The organism is Streptomyces sp. AF1A, from assembly GCF_047340315.1.
Classification (GTDB): domain Bacteria; phylum Actinomycetota; class Actinomycetes; order Streptomycetales; family Streptomycetaceae; genus Streptomyces.
Genome location: NZ_JBLEBI010000036.1, coordinates 1 through 19,387, shown reverse-complemented (window position 1 = coordinate 19,387; position 19,387 = coordinate 1). Strand labels below are relative to the sequence as shown.

The window sequence follows — 19,387 nt, the reverse complement described above, 5'->3', positions numbered from 1 at the left end:
CGTGCCCGCTAGGTGGCCGGGGCGACGAGACGGTAGCCGACGCCGCGTACGGTCTCGATGAGCGCGGGCATGCGCAGCTTGGCGCGCAGGGAGGCGACGTGCACCTCGAGGGTGCGGCCGGTGCCCTCCCAGCTGGTGCGCCACACCTCGCTGATGATCTGCTCCCGCCGGAAGACCACGCCGGGGCGCTGGGCGAGCAGCGCGAGCAGGTCGAATTCCTTGCGGGTCAGTTGGACGACCGAACCGTCCACGGTGACCTGACGGGTCGGCAGCTCTATGCACACGGGCCCGAGGCGCAGGGAGCTGTCGCCGCCCGTGGCGGGGTCCTCGTGGGCGGTGCGGCGGCTGACGGCGTGGATGCGCGCGAGCAGTTCCCCGGTGTCGTACGGCTTGACCACGTAGTCGTCGGCGCCCAGGTTCAGCCCGTGGATGCGGGAGCGGACGTCGGAGCGCGCGGTGACCATGATGACCGGGGTGCTGGTGCGTTTGCGGATCTTGCCGCACACCTCGTAGCCGTCCTGGTCGGGCAGGCCCAGGTCGAGCAGGACCACGCCGAAACCGGCGCCTTCGGGGACGAGCGCCTGGAGGGCCTCCTCGCCGCTGCGCGCGTGGGTGACGTCGAATCCGTGCCGCGCGAGAACGGCGGACAGCGCCGCGGCGACATGGTTGTCGTCCTCGACGAGCAGCAGCCTCATCCCGGCCCCCTCCGGTTCAGCGGTCGTACGGACCCGGTTCTCGTCCGCCGTGTAGGTCACGTGCACGCGCGCGTGCACCATGGCAGTGATGCCGATGGACAAGGATGGCGTCAAGAGGGTTCCGGTTGCCCGCCGCTTCCGTTATCCGGCCGATACTCACCCTGGGATCACCGCTACGACACGTGTCCGAACGCTATCGGATCGTGATGCTCAGATCTCCCTCAGATGTGATGACGCAGGTCATAGGCCCTCATTACTGTCCTCGGAAACCGAGGAGGACGGAGCCTGAAAGCGATGACCAATGTATCGGTGGCCAAGGAAGACGTGGCCGCGTCCGACGAACTGGTCGTCCTGAAGAGCGTCAACAAGCACTTCGGCGCGTTGCACGTGCTCCAGGACATCGACCTGACGATCGCCCGCGGCGAGGTCGTCGTGGTCATCGGGCCCTCCGGGTCCGGGAAGTCGACCCTGTGCCGCACCATCAACCGCCTGGAGACCATCGACTCGGGCAGCATCACGATCGACGGCAGGCCCCTCCCCCACGAGGGCCGGGAGCTGGCGCGGCTGCGGGCCGACGTCGGGATGGTGTTCCAGTCCTTCAACCTCTTCGCGCACAAGACCGTGCTCGAGAACGTGATGCTGGGTCAGGTCAAGGTCCGCAAGGCCGGCAGGAAGCAGGCCGAGGAGAAGGCGCGGGCCCTGCTGGACCGGGTGGGCGTGGGCACCCAGGCCGACAAGTACCCGGCTCAGCTCTCCGGTGGCCAGCAGCAGCGCGTGGCCATCGCGCGGGCACTGGCGATGGACCCGAAGGTCATGCTCTTCGACGAGCCGACCTCCGCCCTCGACCCCGAGATGATCAACGAGGTCCTCGAGGTCATGCAGCAGCTCGCCCGCGAGGGCATGACGATGATCGTCGTCACCCATGAGATGGGCTTCGCGCGATCGGCTGCGAACCGGGTGGTCTTCATGGCCGACGGCCGGATCGTCGAGCAGGCCGCGCCCGACCAGTTCTTCAGCAACCCGCGCAGCGACCGGGCCAAGGACTTCCTGTCCAAGATCCTGCACCACTGAGGGGGCGGGCGGTGCCACCGCACGCCCTGGGTCGACTTTTCCAACGAACCTCTTGTCCTCACCACTTCGAAGGATGTTCAGCATGAAGCTCCGCAAGGCCACCGCCGCCTCGGCCGTCGCCCTCGCCCTCGCCGTGACCGCCACCGCGTGCGGCGGCGACAAGAAGGACGGCGCGGACTCCGCCGCCGGCGGCAAGAAGATCACCATCGGCATCAAGTTCGACCAGCCCGGTATCGGCCAGAAGACCCCGCAGGGCTACTCGGGCTTCGACGTCGACGTGGCCACCTACGTCGCCAAGAAGCTCGGCTACAGCGCGGACCAGATCGAGTGGAAGGAGTCGAAGAGCGCCGACCGCGAGACCATGCTGCAGCGCGGTGACGTGCAGTTCATCGCCGCCTCCTACTCCATCACCCCGGAGCGCGAGCAGAAGGTCGACTTCGCGGGCCCGTACCTGCTGGCCCACCAGGACGTGCTGCTGCGCGCGGACGAGACGAAGATCAAGTCTCCGGCGGACCTGAACAACAAGAAGCTGTGTTCGGTGGCGGGCTCGACCTCGGCGCAGAACGTCAAGAAGACGCTGGCGCCGAAGGCGAACCTGCAGACCTACCCGACCTACTCGGCGTGTCTTTCGGGCCTGCAGAGCGGCGCCATCGACGCCCTCACCACGGACGACTCGATCCTCGCCGGCTACGCCGCCCAGGCGCAGTTCAAGGGCAAGTTCAAGCTGGGCGGCTTCAAGATGACGAACGAGAACTACGGCATCGGCGTCAAGAAGGGCAGCGCCCTCAAGGCCAAGATCAACAAGGCGCTCGAGGACATGGTCGCCGACGGCTCCTGGAAGGCGGCCGTGGAGAAGAACTTCGGCCCGGCCAACTACAAGTACGAGCCCGCGCCGAAGATCGGCGACATCAAGAGCTGAGGCAACGCCCCGCCGGCGCGCCGCCCCTGACGGCGGCGCACGGGGGCAGCATCCCTACACGCGAAAGCGCGGGAGATCGTGTTCGACTTTCTTGACAAGTACGACGTGCTGAGCGCCTTCTGGACGACGGTGCAGCTGGCGCTGCTGTCGGCCGTGGGCTCCCTGGTCTGGGGCACTCTGCTGGCCGCCATGCGGGTGGGCCCGGTGCCGCTGATGCGCGGTTTCGGCACCGCCTACGTGAACATCGTGCGGAACATCCCGCTCACGGTGATCATCCTGTTCTCCTCGCTCGGCCTCAGCAACACGCTGGGCGTCACGCTCGGTGCGCAGGACTTCCAGGTCCGCGGCTTCCGGCTCGCCGTGCTCGGTCTGATCGTCTACACCTCCGCCTTCGTGTGCGAGGCGATCCGCTCCGGCATCAACACCGTGCCGGTCGGCCAGGCGGAGGCCGCGCGCGCCCTCGGTCTCCGTTTCGGGCAGGTACTCGGCCTGGTCGTGCTGCCGCAGGCCTTCCGGGCGGCGATCGGCCCGCTGACCAACGTGCTGATCGCGTTGACGAAGAACACGACGGTGGCCGCCGCGATCGGCGTGGCGGAGGCGGCCTTCCTGATGAAGGAAATGATCGAGAACGAGGCGCAACTGCTGGCGATCTCGGCGGTCATCGCCTTCGGGTTCGTCTGCCTGACCCTGCCGACCGGCCTGGTCCTCGGCTGGGTGGGCAAGAAGCTGGCGGTGAAGCGATGACGTCGGTCCTGTACGACGCCCAGGGCCCGCGCGCCAAGCGGCGCAACATCCTCTACACGGTCCTCTTCCTGGCCGCCCTCGCCGCCCTCGTGTGGTGGGTGTACAAGGCCCTCGACGACAAGGGGCAGCTGGCCTGGGCGCTGTGGAAGCCTTTCCTCAGCGGCACCGAGGCGTACTCGACGTACATCTGGCCCGGTCTGCAGAACACCCTGGAGGCGGCCGCTCTGGCGATGGTCATCGGGCTTCCGCTGGGCGCCGTCCTCGGTATCGCCAGGCTCTCCGACCACGTGTGGGTGCGCGTCCCGGCCGCCGTCGTGGTGGAGTTCTTCCGCGCGATCCCCGTCCTGGTCCTGATGATCTTCGGGCTGGCGCTCTTCGCCCAGTACACCGACGTCAGTTCGGACGACCGTCCGTTCTACGCAGTGGTCACCGGCCTGGTGCTGTACAACGCGTCGGTGCTCGCCGAGATCGTCCGCGCGGGCATCCTCGCCCTGCCGAAGGGCCAGTCGGAGGCCGCCCTGGCGATCGGCCTGCGCAAGGGCCAGGTGATGCGGCTCGTCCTGTTGCCGCAGGCGGTCACCGCGATGCTCCCGGCCATCGTCAGCCAGCTGGTGGTCATCGTGAAGGACACCGCCCTCGGCGGCGCGGTTCTCACCTTCCCCGAACTGCTGGCCTCGGCCAACACGATGGCCGGCTACTACGGCAACATCATCGCCTCCCTGACCGTCGTGGCCGTGATCTTCGTGGTGATCAACTTCTCGCTGACCTCGTTCGCGAGCTGGCTGGAGGGCCGGCTGCGCCGCGGAAAGAAGTCGACCGGCGCGGTCCTCGCGGCGCAGGACGTGGTGGACATCGCGGGCACGGCGGCGACCGGCACCGGCCCGGCCGGCGGCCTCTCCGGCGCGGGCGACGCCGGTGGCGCCCAGAAGTGACGGCCACTCAGGTCGTATGATCGCCCCGGAGGCGGTGGCATGATCGCCACTGCCTCCGGTCACTTGACGCAAACTCTGCCAATGGGTTGCATACGTTCTGTGATCGTGCACCCTGCCTCACCTTCTTGTTCACCCGCCTCCGTCGGGACACCGCTGCGGGCAGGGGGCGCCGCGTCGTGGACCCGGTGATCGTCGTCGGAGCGGGGCCCGTGGGGCTCGCGCTCGCCCTGGCGCTGGCCCGTCAGGAGGTGCCGTCCGTCGTCCTGGACGACGGTCCGGGCAAGGACGAGCCCCGCCCCGCGCGCACCGTCGTGCTGCGCGAGGACACGGCCGCCCTGCTGGAGCGGCTGACCGGGGTGGCGCTCGGGGAGTACGGCGTGCGCTGGTCCGGATGGCGGTCCCTGCGGCGCCGGCAGGTGCTGAGTGAGATCACCTTCGCGCGGGACGAGCCCGCCCCGCTGCACATCGCCCAGCATGTGCTCACCGGCTTCCTGCGCGCGGCCGCCGCGGACGAACCACTGGTGAAGGTCTCCGTGGACAGCCGCCTGGACTCGATCGAGCAGGAGCCCTCCGGCGTCAACGCCCACACCCGCGGACCCAACGGCACCTGGTGGCGCGGCAGTTACCTGGTGGGCTGCGACGGCACCCGCTCCACCGTGCGCAAGCTGCTGGACATCCGCTTCCCCGGCCGTACGGCGGTGGAGCGGCACGCGGTCGCGACGCTGCGCACGGAACTTCCGTGGGAGGGTCAGGCGTTGCTCCACCGGATGCCGCCGTGGCGGTCGTCCGGGCCCTCGGCCGGGGAGGTGACCGCCCGCCCTCTCCCGGATGGTGCGTGGCGCCTGGACTGGCTGCTGCCGCCGGGCAAGGACCTGGTCACGCCCGACATCCTGGTGGCCCGGATCCGCGAGACCCTCACGGGCTGGACCAACAGCTCCGCACCGGCGTACGACCTGCTGGACACCGGTGTCCACACGGTGCACCACCGGCTGGCCCGGCGCTGGCGGGCCGGCCGCGTCTTCCTCGCCGGTGACGCGGCGCACCTGCTCGGCGCGCTGGGCACCCAGGGGCTGGACGAGGGCCTGCGGGACGGCGACAACCTCGCCTGGAAGCTGGCCTCTGCCTGGCACCACGGGCATCACGAGGCGCTGCTGGACAGCTACCAGGCCGAGCGGCGCGCCGTGGTCGCCGCCCGGCTGCGCGCCGCCGACCAGGCCCTGCCGGTGCTGCGCGGCGGAAGCGGGCTGCGGCACATCGTGCCGGGCACGGCCAGGGGCCACGACGCGCTGCTCACCGACGGCCACCTGGGGCGCGGGCCGTTCGGCGCGCCCGGCTCGTACGCCGGCTCCCCGCTCGCGCCCCAGGACCTGGAGGGCGAGATCCCGGTCGCCACCCCGCCCGGGGCGCCGGTCACCGACGTACGGGTCACGGCGGAGGACGGTTCCTTCGTACAGCTGCGCGAACGGCTCGGCCGCGGGGCGCTGCTGGTCGTCCTGATCGCGCCCGGGACGGGGGTGTGGGAGCGCAAGCACTGGGTGTCCGCCGGGGTGATGCCCCGGCTGGCGGCCGCCGTGACCGCGCTGCCGCACCCGGCCGAGCTGCTGGTGGCCGAGGGCTACCCGGGTGCGCCGGCGCACAGCGTGCTGCTGGTGCGCCCGGACGGTCACCTGGTCACGGCGTTCGGCGGCGTGCGCCCGGCCGATCTGTACGCGGCGGCCGAGGCCACGGTCGGGGGCGCGGTGAAGGAGGAGGCGGAGGCCGCCACCGGCGCGCGCTGACCGCGGGCTTTGTCACCCAGCGTCCACATGGTGACGGTGAGTTGACCGGCATGCGCCGGCGTGCTGTACTCCGGACCGTGACCGACACCTGTGTGCGCCTGTGGCGGAGGGTCCATATGGATCTCGTCCGCTATGCGGGCTGCGTGTGTCGTCCGTCCTGCTGAATTCGCTCCCCTTTTTTCTTCCGGGCGCCGTCGTGCGCTCGTTCGGCGAACCCTCTTCAGGACGGTGCACGTGTCTGTCTCCTCTCCTTCCGTGTCCCCTGCCGTCGGCTCGGCGCCCACCCAGGCGGACCTCCTCGACTTCGTACGACGCACGGCCGCCGACGCCGGGCTGATCGCCTCCCTTCCGCTCGACCCGGAGGGCCGCACCTGGGTACGGCTCGAAGGGCCCGGCGGCAGCGAGGCCTGGCTGATCGGCTGGCCGCCTGGCACCGGCACCGGCTGGCACGACCACGCGGACTCGGTCGGCGCCTTCCTCACCGCCTCGGGCGAGCTCAGGGAGAACTCGCTGGCCGCGCGCCTGCCCACGGACGGCTGGAGGACCCTGGAACTGACCGAGGGAGTGGACCGCGAACGCCGGCTGCCGGCCGGGAAGGGCCGCTCCTTCGGCCGCCATCACGTGCACGAGGTGCTCAACGAGTCCCCCGACCGACACGCGATCTCCGTCCACGCCTACTACCCGCCGCTGCCACGGATCCGCCGCTACAGTCGCGCGGGCCAGGTACTGCGCCTGGAGCAGGTCGAACGCCCGGAGGACTGGCAGTGAGCGACACCACACACCGGCAGCCGGTGGGCATCGACGCGTTGCTGGAGCGGGTGCGCTCGGGCTATCGGCGCGTCGACGCGCGGGAGGCGCACCAGGAGGCGCTGGCCGGTGAGGCGCTGCTGGTCGACATCCGGTACGCGGCCCTGCGCGAGCGGGACGGGCTGATCCCCGGCGCCGTCGTCGTCGAGCGCAACGAGCTGGAGTGGCGCCTCGATCCCCGGGGCAGCCACCGCCTCCCCGAGGCCACGGGACACGACCTGAGGGTCGTGGTGATCTGCAACGAGGGCTACGCCTCCAGCCTGGCGGCCGCCTCCCTGCACCAGCTGGGCCTGCACCGGGCCACGGACCTGGTGGGCGGCTTCCAGGCCTGGCGGGCGGAGGGGCTGCCGGTGGAGCCGACGGCGTCCTGAGCGGTGCCGGTGTCCCCCTCGAGCTGACCGGCGGTCAGAGTTCCGGTTCCCCGAGGAACTCGGTGTCCTCGCCTTCGTCCTCCAGCGCCCGGCGGACGACGCGGAGGGCCATCCCCTCGGGGTAGCCCTTGCGGGCGAGCATGCCGGCGAGGCGCCGGATCCGCTTGTCGCGGTCGAGGCCCCGGGTGGCGCGCAGCTTGCGGGCGACGAGGTCCCGCGCGGTCGCCTCCTCCTGCTCGGAGTCGAGCCGGCCGACGGCCTCGTCGATCAGCGTCGAGTCGACCCCCTTGGTGCGCAGCTCCTGGGCGAGTGCGCGGCGGGCGAGTCCCCGGCCGTGGTGCCGGGACTCCACCCACGCGTCGGCGAACGCACCGTCGTCGATCAGCCCGACCTCCTCGAACCGCGACAGCACCTCCTCGGCCACGTCCTCGGGGATCTCCCGCTTGCGCAGGGCGTCCGCGAGCTGCTTGCGGGTGCGCGGGGTCCCGGTGAGCAGGCGCAGGCAGATCGCCCGTGCCCGCTCAGCCGGGTCCCCTGAAGACTCCCCCCGCTCGGCCCTCGACGAGGAAGGGGTGCCTTCGTCTCCACCGGGCGGCTCCCCGAAGCCGCGCCGCCGACGGCCGCGCCCCCGCGGACCCGCGGCGCCCCGGGAGCCCCGGTCGGCCGAACCGCCCCCGTGCGGCTCGTCGCTCCCGGTACCCGGCCGGGTGTCGTCCCCGTACCTGCCGTGCCCCTCACGCCTGCCGTGTCCGCCGTCCGCGTCCTCGCCGCCCTGGGCGAGGTCCGGGCCGTCCCCGACGCCCGTCCCCCGCGGAGCGCCGGGGACGGCGTACGCGTACTCGGCCCAGTCGGTTCGCCGTGTCACGGGTCAGCTCTTGGCCGCGGCGGCCTTGGGCTTGGTGGCCTTGGCCGTCGCCGGGGCGGGCGCCGCCTTGGCGTCGCCGGCGGCCGGGGTGGTCACCGCCGCGTCGGCACCCGGCTCGGCGGCGGGCTCCTCCGGCCGGACGCCCACGCCCAGCTTCTCCTTGATCTTCTTCTCGATCTCGTTGGCCAGGTCGGGGTTGTCCTTGAGGAAGTTGCGCGCGTTCTCCTTGCCCTGGCCGAGCTGGTCGCCCTCGTACGTGTACCAGGCGCCGGCCTTGCGGACGAAGCCGTGCTCCACGCCCATGTCGATCAGGCCACCCTCGCGGCTGATGCCCTGGCCGTACAGGATGTCGAACTCGGCCTGCTTGAAGGGCGGGGCGACCTTGTTCTTGACGACCTTGCAGCGGGTGCGGTTGCCGACCGCCTCCGTGCCGTCCTTCAGGGTCTCGATGCGGCGGATGTCGATACGCACCGAGGCGTAGAACTTCAGCGCGCGGCCACCGGTCGTGGTCTCCGGGGAGCCGAACATCACGCCGATCTTCTCGCGGAGCTGGTTGATGAAGATCGCGGTGGTCTTGGACTGGTTGAGCGCGCTGGTGATCTTCCGCAGGGCCTGGCTCATCAGGCGGGCCTGGAGACCGACGTGGCTGTCGCCCATCTCGCCCTCGATCTCCGCGCGCGGGACGAGCGCGGCGACGGAGTCGATGACGATGAGGTCCAGGGCACCGGAGCGGACGAGCATGTCCACGATCTCCAGGGCCTGCTCACCGTTGTCGGGCTGGGAGAGGATCAGGTTGTCGATGTCGACGCCGAGCTTGCGCGCGTACTCGGGGTCGAGGGCGTGCTCCGCGTCCACGAAGGCGACCTGGCCGCCGGCCTTCTGGGCGTTGGCCACGGCGTGCAGGGTCAGGGTCGTCTTACCGGAGGACTCCGGGCCGTAGATCTCGACGACACGGCCGCGCGGCAGGCCGCCGACGCCGAGGGCGACGTCGAGAGCGGTCGACCCGGTCGGGATGACCTCGATGGGCTCCTTCGACCTCTCGCCCATGCGCATGACCGCGCCCTTGCCGAATTGCCGTTCAATCTGCGCGAGCGCGGCGTCGAGCGCCTTCTCGCGGTCGGTTCCTGCCATGGGTTCCACCCGGTTTGCTTGAGTCGATCGCTTCACGTCAAAGACGCTAACGCCTGCCACTGACAATGCGCCCCGACGCCGGTCAGGCCTGTGGACAACCAGGGGACTTATCCGCCCAAACCATGCCTGAATCCCCGCCGAAAGCCTGGCCCGAGCCTCCATAAGAATGGATGTTCGATTTTTGTGTCAAGCGACCCGGCCGCCGCTGCTCCCGGCGCCGTACCGCGGGTGCCTCCGGCCGGACGACGACCTCGTGGGCGGTGACCGGGAGCCTTGCCGGTCGGCGGCATCACCCTCCAGGCGTGGCGCCGGGTGCCGTCGCACCTGAACATGGAGACCCCCTTCGACACGGCGGTGTCCATGACCCTCGCGGTGGGCGGGGGTGTCCTGGTCGTCCTGCTCACGTGGCTCGCCGTGGCGTCCTTCCGGCACCGGCCGACGGGCCCGGTCGGCATGCCGCTCGCGGTGCGCTCCGGATTCGCGGCCCTGCTGGTGGCACTGGCGTCGGACACGGCGATGATCGCGCGCGGGGTGGTCCTCACCCGGACCGGCCATCAGGAGGCCGCCTACCATTCGACGGCCCCGCTCAAGCCGCTGCACGGGGTCAGCCTGCACGCCGTCGTCGTCCTGCCGTCGCTGGCCTGGCTGCTGTCCCGCTCCCCCTGGAGCGGGCGGGCGCGCCGACGGATCGTGGCCGCGGCGGTGTTCTGTTACGCGGCGGCCGTCGCCGCGGCCGGCGCATGGGCGGTGCTCACATACTGAGGCGCGCGCCTCTCACACGCCGCTGCGAGGACCCGCTCGCCGGAACCTACGACGGCTCCTCCGCCTCGGCCCGCCCATACGACGGCTCCTCCGCCTCGGCCCGCCCATACGACTGCTCCTCCGCCTCGGCCCGCCCGTACGACGGCTCCTCCGCGCCGGACCGCCCGTCCCGCGGCCCCCGCATGCGCGCGAGCATGCCGGGACCGGACGGTCTCCGGCCGCGGTGCCCGTGCACCCGGGGATCGTCCATGACCGCGTACCGCTTCACGTACGCCCCCAGGAACGCCTGGAGGGTGGCCACCGCGGGGATGGCGATGAGCGCGCCGACGGCGCCCAGCAGCGCGGTGCCCGCGATGACCGAGCCGAACGCCACCGCGGGGTGGATGTCGACGCTCTTGGCGGTCAGCTTGGGCTGGAGCATGTAGTTCTCGAACTGCTGGTAGATCACGACGAACACCAGGACCCAGACCGCGTACCAGGGCTCGACGGTGAACGCGATCAGCATGGGCAGCGCGCCCGCGAGGTACGTGCCGATGGTGGGGATGAACTGCGAGACCAGTCCCACCCAGACACCGAGCACGGGCGCGTACGGCACGCCGAGGGCCTGGAACAGAACGTAGTGCGCGATCCCCGAGATGAGCGCCATCAGTCCGCGTGAGTACAGGTAGCCGCCCGTCTTGTCGACGGCGATCTCCCACGCGCGCAGCACCTCGGCCTGGCGCGCGGGCGGCAGCACGGAGCAGAGGGCGCGGCGCAGCCGGGGGCCGTCGGCGGCGAAGTAGAACGAGAACAGCGCGACCGTCAGCAGCTGGAAGAGGCCGCCGAGCACCTGTGCGGACACGTCGAGGACGCCGGCCGCGCTGTTCTGCGCGTACTTGCGCAGCCAGTCGGAGTGCAGCAGGCCCTCCTGGACGTCCACGCGCCTGAGCTTCGTGTGGAACGTCGTGTTGGTCCAGTTGATGAGCGAGTCCAGATAGTCCGGGAAGCCCTCGACCATCTTGATGATCTGCCCGGCCAGTATCGAACCGAGCAGCGTGACGAACCCCGCGACCGCGACCGTCAGACCGAGGAACACCAGGAAGGTGGCGAGCCCCCTGCGCATGCCGCGGGCTGCCATCCGGCTCACCGCGGGCTCTATCGCGAGGGCCAGGAAGAACGCGATCAGGATGTTGATCAACAGCCCGGTGAGCTGGTGGAAGGCCCAGCTGCCGAGCTGGAAAGCCGCGATCAGCGCGAGCGCGAGCACCATGGCGCGCGGCAGCCAGCGCGGCATGCGGCCACGCGGAGTGCCGGCGCCGACGGCCGGTGGCCGGTCGGGCCTCGTGCCGGTCGGTGCCGTGTGCCGGGTCAGCGGCTCGTTGTCCTCGTCAGTGGGTGCCACGCGCCCAGTCTCGCCCACGCCACCGACAACCTGCGTCCACCCGCGGATCCTCGTGACCCTGCGGCGCCGTACCGGTGCCTTCCGTAACGGGCGACCGGAACATTCCGGTCAGCGCCGTTCTGCCGGCACGTCCATCACGGTGCAGACCACGCGCCACACGTCCTTGGCCTCCCAGCCGGCGTCCAGCGCCTCGTGCACCGTGCGTCCGCCCAGTTCGGACATGACGTGATCGCGCGCGAAGGTGTCGGCGTACCCCGGACCGAAGTGTTCCGCCATCCGCTGCCAGAAGACCGTCAACCGCATGCCCCCAGTATCCCGCCCCCGGGGGTGGGCCCGGCCGGGACCGCTTGCCGACACCGCTTTCCGCCCTACGGTCTGTTGCATGGCCGAAACCGGAGTATCCCCACTCCCCTCCACGCCCCCGGCGCGCTCCCCGCTCTTCCGCGCCGAACAGTTCGTGTGGCTCACCGCGCGCGTGCTGGAGCAGCGCCTCTTCGCGTACCACTTCCTGCACGGCACCGCGGACGCGGTGGAAGCGGCACTGGACGCCTATCGCAACGAGGACGGCGGCTACGGGCACGCGCTGGAGCCCGACCTGCGCGGACCCGTGAGCCAGCCGCTGCACACCGCGCACGCCCTGCGGGTCCTGGACGGCATCGGACGCTGCGGCGGACAGCGGGTGGAGCGCGTGTGCCGCTATCTGACCTCGGTCTCCACGGCGGACGGCGCGCTGCCGGCGATCCACCCGAGCCAGCGCGGGTATCCGGCGGCGCCGTTCGTCCCCGTCGTGGACGACCCGCCCAGCGACCTGCTGGCCACCGGGCCCGTGGTGGGGCTGCTGCACCGCAACGAGGTGTGGCACGCCTGGCTGTTCCGGGCCACCGACTTCTGCTGGCAGGCCGTGGAGGCCCTGGACAAGTCCCACCCCTACGAGGTCGAGGCCGCCGTGGCCTTCCTGGACTCCGCCCCCGACCGCCCGCGCGCGCAGGCCGCCGCCGACCGGCTGGGCCGCCTGGTGCGCGAGCAGCGGCTCGCGGCGCTGGACCCGGACCGCCTCGGCGCCTACCCGGTGGCGTCCGGCTACGCCCCGGGCGAGCACCACTTTCCGCACGACTTCGCCAAGAGCCCGCACTCACTCGCGCGCGCGTGGTTCACGGACGACGAGATGGCGCGCTCCCTGGACCACCTGGCCGCCGCACAGCAGGAGGACGGCGGCTGGCCGGTCCGGTGGCGCACGTGGGCCCCGGCCCCCGCGCTGGAGGCGCGTTCCCTGGTGACGATCGAGGCGCTGCAGACCCTGAGGGTTTACGGCCGCTTCGTGGGCTGAGCGGCCCCGGCTCAGCCGCCGACGGCCCGTACCCCCGCCGTGACGAGCACGGCCGCCGCGACGACCAGCAGGAACGGCGCGCGCAGCACCAGGGCCACGGCGGCCGCGCCGAGCCCGGCGGCCCGGGCGTCCAGCACCAGCGCGTGCCCGCCGGCGAACGTCTGCTGGGCGGTGAGCGCGGCGAGGAGGGCGACGGGCAGCAGCGCGGCGAGCCGCCGTACGAACGGCCGCTCGACGGCGTGGGCCGGCACGAGAAGTCCGGCCAGCTTGACGGCGTAGCAGCCGAGCGCGGTCAGGCCGATCGCCGTCCAGGTGTTCACCGGTCCTCCTCGTGTCCGGCGGCGGGGCGACCGCTCCGTCCCGCCACGCACAGGGCGATCGGTGCCGCCAGTGCGGCCGCCAGGACCGGCACACCGGCCGGCAGGACGGGCAGCAGGCCGAGGCCCAGCAGCACCGCGAGGCCCGCGACCGCGCGCTCCGTGCCCGTCTTCAGCATCGGGGCGAGCAGCGCCAGGAACACGGCGGGGCCGGCCGCGTCCAGGCCCCACGCGCGCGTGTCGCCTATGGCCTGCGCGCCGAAGGCGCCGAGCAGCGTGGTGAGGTTCCACAGCGTGTACAGGGTGACGCCGGTGACCGTGAAGCCGATCCGGCGGGCGCGCCGGGTCGGCTGCGCGAGGGTGACCGCCGTGGTCTCGTCGATCACCCACTGGGCGGCGAACGGCCGCACGGCGCGCGGGAGTGCGAGCAGCTGGGAAAGGCGCAGCCCGTAGAAGGCGTTGCGCACGCCCAGGAAGAAGGCCCCGGCCGCGGCCGTGAACGGGTTGCCTCCGGCGGCGAGCGCTCCCACCAGTGCGAACTGGGATGCGCCGGTGAACACCAGGAGGCTGAGCACGCAGGTCTGCAGGAGCCCGAGCCCGCTGCCGGCCGAGGTGACGCCGAAGGCGAATCCGGACAGGCCCACGGCGACGCCGACGCCCAGAGCGTCCCGTACGACCGCCGCATCGGGTTTGTCCGCGCCGACGGCGGTCATGTCCGCGAGTGCTGTCTGCTGTACCACGCGCCGGACGGTACGGGCGGACGTCAGCCCGCGTCTTGTACGTTCTTGCGCTCCCGCTGGTAGGCGCCCGGGGGCACGCCGACGATCCTGGCGAAGTGGCGGTTGAGGTGCGGCTGGTCGGTGAACCCGACTGCGAGGGCCGCCTCGGCCGGTGGCGTGCCCGCGTCCAGCAGGAGCCGCGCGCGGCGCACGCGGGCGTCGGTCAGCCAGGTGTGCGGCGGCATGCCGTAGGCGTCACGGAAGGCCCGCAGCAGCGCGAACGGGCTGGTGCCGAGGTCGCCGGCCAGCCGTTCCAGGGTCGGCGGATCGGCCATGCGCTCCTCCAGCACGGCACGCGCGCGTGCCGCGATCCGGGCGCCGGCCGTGGGCGTCCGGCGCTGCGGCAGCGGCCCGCCGTTCAGGCGCAGCAGCCGGGTCACGGCGACCCGGAGCAGGGTGTCGGCGGCCAGCGCGTTGCCCTCGTCGGCGGCGCGGAGCACCTGGTGGACGAGGCGGACCGCGGTGGGGTCGTCGAGGGCGGGGGCGACGAAGCCGGGGGCGCCGCGCAGTGTGGTGGTCTCCGCCGCGATCGCCGCCACCACCTCGGGTGACGGGTAGACCGCGCCGTAGCGCCAGCCCTCGGGCACCCCGGCCCGGCCGGTGTGCGGGGTGTCCGGGTTGACCAGCGCGAGCGCCCCCGCGCCCACGTACACGTCGGAGCCGCGGTGCTGGAAGACCTCCACGCCGTCGGCGATGGCCGCGATCACGAAGTGCTCGTGGGTGTGCCGGACGAAGGTCTTGCGGACGTACCGGGCCCGCAGCAGGTCGACGCCGGGCAACTCCTCGTACCGCCAGTGCCGCGCCCGCTCCACCGGTCGCCGCTCCCGGTCGCGGGGCGGTCGGTCGCCCTGCCGTCCAGCTGTGCCTGCCATACGGCCATTCTCCGTCAGTCCGGCGGCGCCCCGGCGTCACCGGGCCTTGGACGCACGGCGTTTGCCCAGGTCAGGTCGGTTTGTCAGTGGCCGGGTGCAGGATGGACGCATGGTCAGCTCCGCCCACCGGGCCCTCGACGGCTTCTCCCCCGCGACCCGCGGCTGGTTCACGGGGGCGTTCTCCGCGCCCACCGCGGCCCAGGCGGGCGCGTGGCAGGCCATCCAGGCGGGCTCGGACGTGCTGGTGGTCGCGCCGACCGGCTCCGGCAAGACGCTGGCCGCGTTCCTCGCCGCCCTGGACCAGCTGGCGTCGGCCCCGCCCCCGGCCGACCCGAGGAAGCGCTGCCGGGTGCTGTACGTGTCCCCGCTGAAGGCGCTCGCGGTCGACGTCGAGCGCAACCTGCGCAGCCCGCTGACCGGCATCCGCCAGGAGTCCGTGCGCCTGGGCCTGCCCGAGCCCGAGGTCAAGGTGGGCATCCGCTCCGGTGACACCCCGGCCGCCGAGCGCCGCGCCCTGTCCACACGCCCGCCGGACATCCTGATCACCACCCCCGAGTCGCTGTTCCTGATGCTGACCTCGGCCACGCGCGACGCGCTCACGGGCGTGGAAACGGTGATCCTGGACGAGGTGCACGCGGTCGCGGGCACCAAGCGCGGCGCGCACCTCGCCCTGTCCCTGGAGCGGCTGGACGAGCTGCTGCCGAAGCCCGCCCGGCGGATCGGCCTGTCGGCGACCGTGCGCCCGGTGGACGAGGTGGCCCGGTACCTCTCACCGCGCCGCAAGGTGGAGATCGTCCAGCCGGAGTCCGGCAAGGAGTTCGACCTCTCGGTGGTCGTCCCGGTCGAGGACATGGGCGAGCTGGGCGGCTCCCCGGTGGCCGACGCGGCCGAGGGCGCCGAGCGGCCGTCGATCTGGCCGCACGTGGAGGAGCGGATCGCCGACCTGGTCCAGTCCCACCGCTCCACGATCGTGTTCGCCAACTCGCGGCGCCTCGCGGAGCGGCTGTGCAACCGGCTCAACGAGATCGCCTACGAGCGGGCGACCGGCGAGCCCCTGGACGAGCACCACTCACCGGCCCAGCTGATGGGAGGCTCCGGCGCGGCCCAGGGCGCGCCCCCGGTGATCGCCCGCGCCCACCACGGCTCGGTGTCCAAGGAGCAGCGCGCCCTGGTCGAGGAGGACCTGAAGGCGGGCCGGCTGCCCGCCGTGGTCGCCACGTCCAGCCTGGAACTGGGCATCGACATGGGCGCCGTCGACCTCGTCGTCCAGGTCGAGTCCCCGCCCTCGGTCGCCTCCGGGCTGCAGCGCGTGGGCCGCGCGGGGCACCAGGTCGGCGCCGTCTCCACCGGTGTCGTCTTCCCCAAGTACCGCGGCGACCTCGTGCAGGCGGCCGTGGTCACCGAGCGGATGCGCTCGGGTGCGATCGAGTCCCTGAAGGTGCCCGCCAACCCGCTGGACGTGCTCGCGCAGCAGCTCGTCGCCATGACTGCGCTGGACACCTGGCAGTTCGACGACCTGCTCGCCGTGGTCCGCCGGGCGGCGCCCTTCGCCTCGCTCCCGGAGTCGGCGTTCACGGCGGTCCTCGACATGCTCGCCGGCCGCTACCCCTCCGACGCCTTCGCGGAGCTGCGCCCGCGCGTGGTGTGGGACCGGGTGGCCGGCACGATCACCGGGCGCCCCGGCGCCCAGCGCCTGGCCGTCACTTCCGGCGGCACGATCCCGGACCGCGGCCTGTTCGGGGTCTTCCTCGCCGGATCCGACCCGAAGAAGGGCGGCGGCCGGGTCGGCGAGCTGGACGAGGAGATGGTCTACGAGTCCCGGGTGGGCGACGTGTTCACGCTGGGCACGAGTTCCTGGCGCATCGAGGACATCACGCGCGACCGGGTGCTGGTCTCCCCCGCGCCGGGCGTGCCGGGCCGGCTGCCGTTCTGGAAAGGCGACCAGCTGGGCCGCCCGCTGGAACTGGGCCGCGCGGTGGGCGCGTTCCTGCGCGAGGTCGGCTCGCTGCGCAAGGAGGACGCCCGGCTGCGGCTGCTCGCCGCGGGCCTGGACGCGTGGGCGGCGGACAACGTGCTGTCGTACCTGGACGAGCAGCGCGAGGCCTGCGGTCATATCCCGGACGACCGCACGATCGTCGTGGAGCGCTTCCGCGACGAGCTGGGCGACTGGCGGGTCGTCGTGCACTCCCCCTTCGGCGCTCAGGTCCACGCCCCCTGGGCCCTCGCCCTGGGCGCCCGTCTGTCCGAGCGGTACGGCATGGATGCCCAGGTCATGCACGCCGACGACGGCATCGTGCTGCGCCTGCCCGACGCCGACCTCCTGGGCATGGACCTGCTCGACCAGGCACCCATGAAGGCGGGCACCGAGTTCGACAGCGACCAGGCGCCCGTGGGCGCGGCGGACGTCGCCTTCGACAAGGGCGAGGTCGACCAGGTCGTCACCGACCAGGTCGGCGGCTCGGCCCTGTTCGCCTCCCGGTTCCGCGAGTGCGCCGCGCGCGCGTTGCTGCTGCCGCGCCGCAGTCCCGGCAAGCGCACCCCGCTGTGGCAGCAGCGCCAGCGGGCGGCACAACTCCTGCAGGTGGCGAGCGAGTTCGGGTCGTTCCCGATCGTGCTCGAGGCGGTCCGCGAGTGCCTCCAGGACGTCTTCGACGTGCCCGGGCTCGTCGAGCTGATGGGCGACATCGAGTCCCGCAAGGTGCGCCTGGTCGAGGTCACCACCCCGGAGCCCTCTCCTTTCGCCCGCTCCCTGCTGTTCGGGTACGTCGCCCAGTTCCTGTACGAGGGCGACTCCCCGCTCGCCGAGCGGCGCGCCGCCGCGCTCTCCCTGGACTCGCGGCTGCTGGCCGAGTTGCTCGGCCAGGCGGAGCTGCGCGAACTCCTCGACGCCGAGGTGCTGACCGAGCTGGAGCGCGAGCTGCAGTGGCTCACCGAGGACCGCCGGGTCAAGGACGTGGAGGGCGTGGCCGACGTGCTCCGGCTGCTGGGCCCGCTGACCGACGGGGAGCTGGCCGAGCGGGGCGCGGACCCGCGGTGGGCGCGCGAGCTGGCCGGCGCCCGCCGGGCCATCAAGGTCCGGATCGCCGGCGCCGACCACTGGGCGGCCGTCGAGGACGCCGGCCGGCTGCGTGACGCGCTGGGCACGGCGTTGCCCGTCGGCGTGCCCGAGGCCTTCACGGAACCGGTCAAGGACCCGCTGGGCGATCTCCTCGCGCGGTACGCCCGCACCCACGGCCCGTTCACGTCGGCCACCGCTGCGGCCCGCTTCGGGCTGGGTGTGGCGGTCACCGAGGGCGCCCTGCAGCGGCTCGCCGCGAGCGGCCGGGTCGTCCAGGGCGAGTTCCACCCGGCGGGCATCGGCCAGGAGTGGTGCGACGCGGCGGTGCTGCGGCGCCTGCGCCGCCGCTCCCTGGCGGCCCTGCGGCACGAACTGGAGCCCGTGCCGCCGGCCGCGCTCGCCCAGTTCCTGCCGCAGTGGCAGCACATCGGCAGGGGCCACGGGCTGCGGGGCATCGACGGACTGGTGCGCGCCGTCGAGCAGTTGCAGGGCGCGTCCGTGCCCGCCTCCGCGCTGGAGAAACTGGTGCTGCCGTCCCGCGTGGCGAACTACACCCCGTCGATGCTCGACGAGCTGACCGCGGCCGGCGAGGTCGTCTGGGCCGGAGCGGGTGCCCTGCCCGGCAAGGACGGCTGGGTCTCCCTCTATCTGGCGGACGCGGCCCCGCTGTTGCTCCCGCCCCCGCACCCGCTGGAGTTGACCGCGCTCCACCAGTCCGTTCTCGACACGCTCTCCGGCGGCTACGGCCTGTTCTTCCGGCAGATCGCCGACCAGGTCCGTGCCACGACCCACCCCGAGGTCACCGATCCCCAGCTGGCCGACGCCCTCTGGGAGCTGGCGTGGTCGGGCCGGCTCACCAACGACACCCTGGCGCCGATGCGTTCGCTGCTGGGCTCGGGCCGCACCGCGGGCTCGACCGCCCACCGTGCCAAGCGTGCCGTCCCGCGGGGACGCTACGGCTCCCTGACGGCCGCCTCCCGCACGGCCTCCCGCACCGGCCCGCCGACGGTCGCAGGCCGCTGGTCGCTGCTGCCCTCCGCCGAGCCCGACACCACGGTGCGCGCACACGCGCTGGCCCGCACGCTCCTGGACCGGCACGGTGTGGTGACCCGGGGAGCGGTCGCCGCAGAGGGCGTCGAGGGCGGCTTCTCGGCGGTGTACCGGGTGCTGTCCGCGTTCGAGGACAGCGGCCAGGCACGGCGCGGTTACGTGGTCGAGGGGCTGGGCGCGGCCCAGTTCGCCATGGACGGCGCGGTCGACCGCCTGCGCGCGGTCTCCAACGCGCGGGAACGCGGCGAATCCCTGGCCGGCCCGGGCCCCTCCGACGGCTTCTCCCCCGGCCCGGGCGAGCAGGGCCTTCCGGGCACTGCGAACGGCGTCGCCGAAGCCGACGGCGGCCCGCACGGCCATACGCCCCTCGACGCGGCCGGCGCCGGCTTCGCCCACCCGGGTCTGGACGACGACTTCACCTGGCCGCCTGCGCACCCGCCCGCCCCCGACGACTACGTCTCCCCCCGCGACCTCGCCGACCCCTACTCCTCCCCCGGCTACCGCGGCCCCAGAGGGGGCGGCACCACC

Annotated in this window: 17 protein-coding genes and 2 pseudogenes; 11 read left to right on the top strand and 8 right to left on the bottom strand. The window is 72.6% G+C overall.

Annotated elements, in window-relative coordinates; genetic code table 11:
- Positions 1-8: 8 nt before the first annotated feature.
- Complete coding sequence (locus tag ACLU3S_RS13800) at positions 9-695, bottom strand: response regulator transcription factor (protein ID WP_413952118.1); 687 nt, start codon at positions 693-695, stop codon at positions 9-11.
- 294 nt (positions 696-989) lie between these two features.
- On the opposite strand from ACLU3S_RS13800, the gene ACLU3S_RS13795 reads away from it, so the two are divergent.
- From ACLU3S_RS13795 to ACLU3S_RS13760, 8 genes are all read left to right on the top strand, one after another.
- A complete protein-coding gene (locus ACLU3S_RS13795) occupies positions 990-1,766 on the top strand; it encodes an amino acid ABC transporter ATP-binding protein (RefSeq protein WP_413952094.1) in 777 nt (258 codons plus the stop codon).
- Between the two features lie 82 nt (positions 1,767-1,848).
- Entirely contained in the window at positions 1,849-2,685 is an 837-nt protein-coding gene (locus tag ACLU3S_RS13790) for a glutamate ABC transporter substrate-binding protein (protein WP_413952093.1), read from the top strand.
- A 78-nt stretch (positions 2,686-2,763) separates the two neighbouring features.
- Complete coding sequence (locus ACLU3S_RS13785; protein WP_413952092.1) at positions 2,764-3,429, top strand: amino acid ABC transporter permease; 666 nt, start codon at positions 2,764-2,766, stop codon at positions 3,427-3,429.
- The gene (locus ACLU3S_RS13780; RefSeq protein WP_413952091.1) at positions 3,426-4,361 is read left to right on the top strand and encodes an amino acid ABC transporter permease; all 936 of its coding nucleotides are present in this window, start codon (positions 3,426-3,428) and stop codon (positions 4,359-4,361) included. The genes ACLU3S_RS13785 and ACLU3S_RS13780 overlap by 4 nt, the downstream gene beginning before the upstream one ends.
- Positions 4,362-4,537: 176 nt before the next feature.
- Positions 4,538-6,139 (top strand): FAD-dependent monooxygenase, encoded by a 1,602-nt coding sequence (locus ACLU3S_RS13775; protein WP_413952090.1) that lies wholly within the window; start codon positions 4,538-4,540, stop codon positions 6,137-6,139.
- A gap of 50 nt (positions 6,140-6,189) precedes the next feature.
- Positions 6,190-6,303: a putative leader peptide gene (locus ACLU3S_RS13770; RefSeq protein ID WP_413952089.1), complete on the top strand. Its 114-nt coding sequence runs from the start codon at positions 6,190-6,192 to the stop codon at positions 6,301-6,303.
- A gap of 70 nt (positions 6,304-6,373) precedes the next feature.
- Complete coding sequence (locus ACLU3S_RS13765; RefSeq protein ID WP_413952088.1) at positions 6,374-6,907, top strand: cysteine dioxygenase; 534 nt, start codon at positions 6,374-6,376, stop codon at positions 6,905-6,907.
- The gene (locus ACLU3S_RS13760) at positions 6,904-7,317 is read left to right on the top strand and encodes a rhodanese-like domain-containing protein (RefSeq protein ID WP_413952087.1); all 414 of its coding nucleotides are present in this window, start codon (positions 6,904-6,906) and stop codon (positions 7,315-7,317) included. The genes ACLU3S_RS13765 and ACLU3S_RS13760 overlap by 4 nt, the downstream gene beginning before the upstream one ends.
- A 34-nt stretch (positions 7,318-7,351) precedes the next feature.
- On the opposite strand, the gene recX is transcribed toward ACLU3S_RS13760, so the two are convergent.
- A complete protein-coding gene (gene recX, locus ACLU3S_RS13755) occupies positions 7,352-8,182 on the bottom strand; it encodes a recombination regulator RecX (RefSeq protein ID WP_413952086.1) in 831 nt (276 codons plus the stop codon).
- Between the two features lie 3 nt (positions 8,183-8,185).
- Positions 8,186-9,313 carry a recombinase RecA gene (recA, locus tag ACLU3S_RS13750; protein WP_413952085.1) on the bottom strand — a complete coding sequence of 376 codons (1,128 nt, stop codon included), beginning with the start codon at positions 9,311-9,313 and terminating at the stop codon, positions 8,186-8,188.
- Positions 9,314-9,592: 279 nt separating this feature from the next.
- On the opposite strand from recA, the pseudogene ACLU3S_RS13745 reads away from it, so the two are divergent.
- A pseudogene (locus ACLU3S_RS13745) lies at positions 9,593-10,075 on the top strand (hypothetical protein); the annotation flags it as partial.
- Between the two features lie 46 nt (positions 10,076-10,121).
- Here ACLU3S_RS13745 and ACLU3S_RS13740 read toward each other — a convergent pair.
- Both ACLU3S_RS13740 and ACLU3S_RS13735 read right to left on the bottom strand, forming a co-directional pair.
- The gene (locus tag ACLU3S_RS13740) at positions 10,122-11,348 is read right to left on the bottom strand and encodes an AI-2E family transporter (RefSeq protein WP_413952117.1); all 1,227 of its coding nucleotides are present in this window, start codon (positions 11,346-11,348) and stop codon (positions 10,122-10,124) included.
- 216 nt (positions 11,349-11,564) lie between these two features.
- The gene (locus tag ACLU3S_RS13735) at positions 11,565-11,759 is read right to left on the bottom strand and encodes a DUF3046 domain-containing protein (RefSeq protein WP_413952084.1); all 195 of its coding nucleotides are present in this window, start codon (positions 11,757-11,759) and stop codon (positions 11,565-11,567) included.
- Between the two features lie 79 nt (positions 11,760-11,838).
- On the opposite strand from ACLU3S_RS13735, the gene ACLU3S_RS13730 reads away from it, so the two are divergent.
- Entirely contained in the window at positions 11,839-12,783 is a 945-nt protein-coding gene (locus tag ACLU3S_RS13730; protein WP_413952083.1) for a hypothetical protein, read from the top strand.
- 11 nt (positions 12,784-12,794) lie between these two features.
- Here the strand turns inward: ACLU3S_RS13730 and ACLU3S_RS13725 are convergent, their stop codons facing one another.
- The 3 genes and pseudogenes from ACLU3S_RS13725 to ACLU3S_RS13715 all read right to left on the bottom strand — a co-directional run.
- Positions 12,795-13,103 carry an AzlD domain-containing protein gene (locus ACLU3S_RS13725; RefSeq protein ID WP_413952082.1) on the bottom strand — a complete coding sequence of 103 codons (309 nt, stop codon included), beginning with the start codon at positions 13,101-13,103 and terminating at the stop codon, positions 12,795-12,797.
- A complete protein-coding gene (locus ACLU3S_RS13720) occupies positions 13,100-13,840 on the bottom strand; it encodes an AzlC family ABC transporter permease (protein WP_413952081.1) in 741 nt (246 codons plus the stop codon). Before ACLU3S_RS13720 ends, ACLU3S_RS13725 begins: the two co-directional genes overlap by 4 nt.
- 26 nt (positions 13,841-13,866) lie before the next feature.
- Positions 13,867-14,751: pseudogene (locus tag ACLU3S_RS13715) on the bottom strand (AraC family transcriptional regulator); the annotation flags it as partial.
- Between the two features lie 109 nt (positions 14,752-14,860).
- Between ACLU3S_RS13715 and ACLU3S_RS13710 the strand changes: the two are divergent.
- A partial coding sequence (locus ACLU3S_RS13710) for an ATP-dependent helicase (protein WP_413952080.1) occupies positions 14,861-19,387 on the top strand: 4,527 nt, incomplete at its 3' end.

Bases quoted from the DNA above. Each gene is read 5' to 3' on its own strand.
- ACLU3S_RS13800 (WP_413952118.1), bottom strand. From the start codon at position 695: ATGAGGCTGCTGCTCGTCGAGGACGACAACCATGTCGCCGCGGCGCTG.
- ACLU3S_RS13795 (WP_413952094.1), top strand. From the start codon at position 990: ATGACCAATGTATCGGTGGCCAAGGAAGACGTGGCCGCGTCCGACGAA.
- ACLU3S_RS13790 (WP_413952093.1), top strand. From the start codon at position 1,849: ATGAAGCTCCGCAAGGCCACCGCCGCCTCGGCCGTCGCCCTCGCCCTC.
- ACLU3S_RS13780 (WP_413952091.1), top strand. From the start codon at position 3,426: ATGACGTCGGTCCTGTACGACGCCCAGGGCCCGCGCGCCAAGCGGCGC.
- ACLU3S_RS13770 (WP_413952089.1), top strand. From the start codon at position 6,190: ATGCGCCGGCGTGCTGTACTCCGGACCGTGACCGACACCTGTGTGCGC.
- recA (WP_413952085.1), bottom strand. From the start codon at position 9,313: ATGGCAGGAACCGACCGCGAGAAGGCGCTCGACGCCGCGCTCGCGCAG.
- ACLU3S_RS13740 (WP_413952117.1), bottom strand. From the start codon at position 11,348: ATGCCGCGCTGGCTGCCGCGCGCCATGGTGCTCGCGCTCGCGCTGATC.
- ACLU3S_RS13735 (WP_413952084.1), bottom strand. From the start codon at position 11,759: ATGCGGTTGACGGTCTTCTGGCAGCGGATGGCGGAACACTTCGGTCCG.
- ACLU3S_RS13730 (WP_413952083.1), top strand. From the start codon at position 11,839: ATGGCCGAAACCGGAGTATCCCCACTCCCCTCCACGCCCCCGGCGCGC.